This window comes from Rhodococcus sp. NPDC056506 (genome assembly GCF_042794945.1).
Lineage (GTDB): Bacteria > Actinomycetota > Actinomycetes > Mycobacteriales > Mycobacteriaceae > Rhodococcus_F.
Genome location: NZ_JBHTSW010000077.1, coordinates 8,206 through 10,359, shown reverse-complemented (window position 1 = coordinate 10,359; position 2,154 = coordinate 8,206). Strand labels below are relative to the sequence as shown.

The following is a 2,154-nucleotide window of genomic DNA, read 5'->3' as shown; positions in this document are numbered from 1 at the left end:
TGGGGGGTAATATCTATTATTTTGCGATCTGCCCCACGTCGTTTACCTCAGATTCTCAAGGGAATCAGTTGTCACCATCCTCGCGACGCTTACGCGTCAGGAGAACAACACCCGTTCCCAGCGCCAGCAGCAGAACCAATCCACCTGCTGCGAGCAACGTGGTATTCACGCCACTCTCACCAGCGCCACCACCCGAGTTGATCGTTCCGCCCTGAGGAGTAGACGTCGGCGACTTCGGCTGACCGGGCTGACCCGGGGTTGCCGTCGGCGGCTTCGGCTGTCCCGGAACCGTGCTCGGAACCGGCTGACCCGGAACCGTCGGCGGTACGACGATCGGAGGAACAACGACGATCGGGGGAATGATGATCGTCGGTGTAACCGGCACCGTCGTGGTCGGAACCGTCGTGGTCGGCGGAACTGTCGTGACCGGCGTCGTTGTCGTCGGCGGCGTAGTTGTCGTCACGCCACACGGATCCACAATCTCTTCCGCGACAACTTCTTCTGTCGTGGTTTCCTCTGTGGTGGTCTCCTCCGTGGTGGTCTCCTCCGTGAGGGCGGATTCCTCCGTACCGGTCACATCAGCATCACCAGTTGTGATCGCGCTAGCCGTTGTCGTCGCAGCCGTTGTGGTCGGAACCATCCGCGTGGTCGTCGTCGGAGGAACACAAGGCTCCGTCGTGACCGGCGGCGTCGTGGTGGTGGTCGTCGGCGGCACCGTCGTGGTGGTCTCCGGCGGGTCCACCGGGTGCTCGGTGCAGAGAGCGTCGCCCGGGACACAGTCCACCGGCGGGTTCTCGCCACCAACCACCAGGTAGTTGTTCAGGACACCCGGAGTGAATCCAGGACCCGACAACGTTCCGATCTCGGGATTGACCTTGACGGTGTACGTCACCGTCGCGCTCGCGCCCTTGGCCAGCTTTCCGGTGACCGTGAAGACGTTGTCGACGACACCCGAAACAACCAGCGTGGAAGTGGTAGCCGGATTCTTCGTCATTACTGCATCGTCGAGAACATCGGTCAGATCGTCGTAGAAGCTGACCTCACCATCCGCGGTGCCCACATTCTTGAACGTGAGCGTGTACGTGATCTCCTGGCCGGCAACCACACGGTTCGTGGTGGCCGGATCAGAGGACTTCAGTACCTCGATTGCGGGAGTGCCATCAACCGGGTGTTCGGTCGTCACCGGCGGAGGAGTGATCTCCGGACCCGTCGGCGGCTTCGCAGTACCGGTGACCTTGTTGTTGATCAGTGTGCCACCGGCAACACCGGCATTGACCTTCACCTGGTAGGTCAGGACAACGGATTTACCGGCCTGAAGTGCACCGGTCCACGAGAGCGTGGTGCCCTCGAGGGTCGGAGCAGTCGCGTCGACACCATCGACTACTGCCTTGAGCGAACCGTCCACCAGAGCGGCGTTGTCGAGAACCTTCGACAGATCATCGGTCAACACCACCGGATCAAGAGTCGTGTTACCCGTATTGCTACCGGTCACCGTGTACGTGATCGTCTGGCCAGCAGCAACATTGGTACCCGATACCGGATCAGCGGTCTTCGCGACCGTGAACCCCGGAACCTGAACCGGATGCGTCGTGCACAGCTGCGTCGCCGGATCACACACCTCCGGAGGATCCACCGGCGGAGTCGTACCCGGAACAACGAAGTTGAGCACCGTGTTGTCGGCATTCGCTGCAACACGATCGGCATCAGCCTTGACCTTCGCCGTGTACGTCACCGTCTTCGATTCGCCCGCCGCGAGGGTTCCCGTCACCGAGAAACCATCCGTGCCGACCATCGCAGCAGTCAACGGATCCTGAGCAGACAAGCTGCCCGCAACCAGATCAGCATCATCGAGCAGACCACGCAGATCGTCGAAGTACGCGACCTCACCCGCACCGCTACCGGTGTTCGAGAACGTGAGCGTGTACTTGATGTCCTGACCGGCAACAACATTCGAACCAGATACCGGATCAGAGGACTTCACCACAGCAATCTTCGGAGACACCACCGGATGCGTCGTGCACAGCTGCGTCGCCGGATCACACACCTCCGGAGGATCAACCGGCGGAGTCGTACCCGGAACAACGAAGTTGTTCACGAACACACCACCGACCACATCGGCATTGACCTTCACCGAATACGTCACCGTCTTCGTCC

The 2,154-nt window shown here is 61.0% G+C and carries 1 protein-coding gene; it reads right to left on the bottom strand.

Annotation, left to right across the window (positions count from 1 at the left end; genetic code table 11):
* Positions 1-64: 64 nt before the first annotated feature.
* On the bottom strand, positions 65-2,154 hold a 2,090-nt coding region (locus ACFQ6H_RS29415; RefSeq protein ID WP_378650365.1), incomplete at its 5' end, for an isopeptide-forming domain-containing fimbrial protein.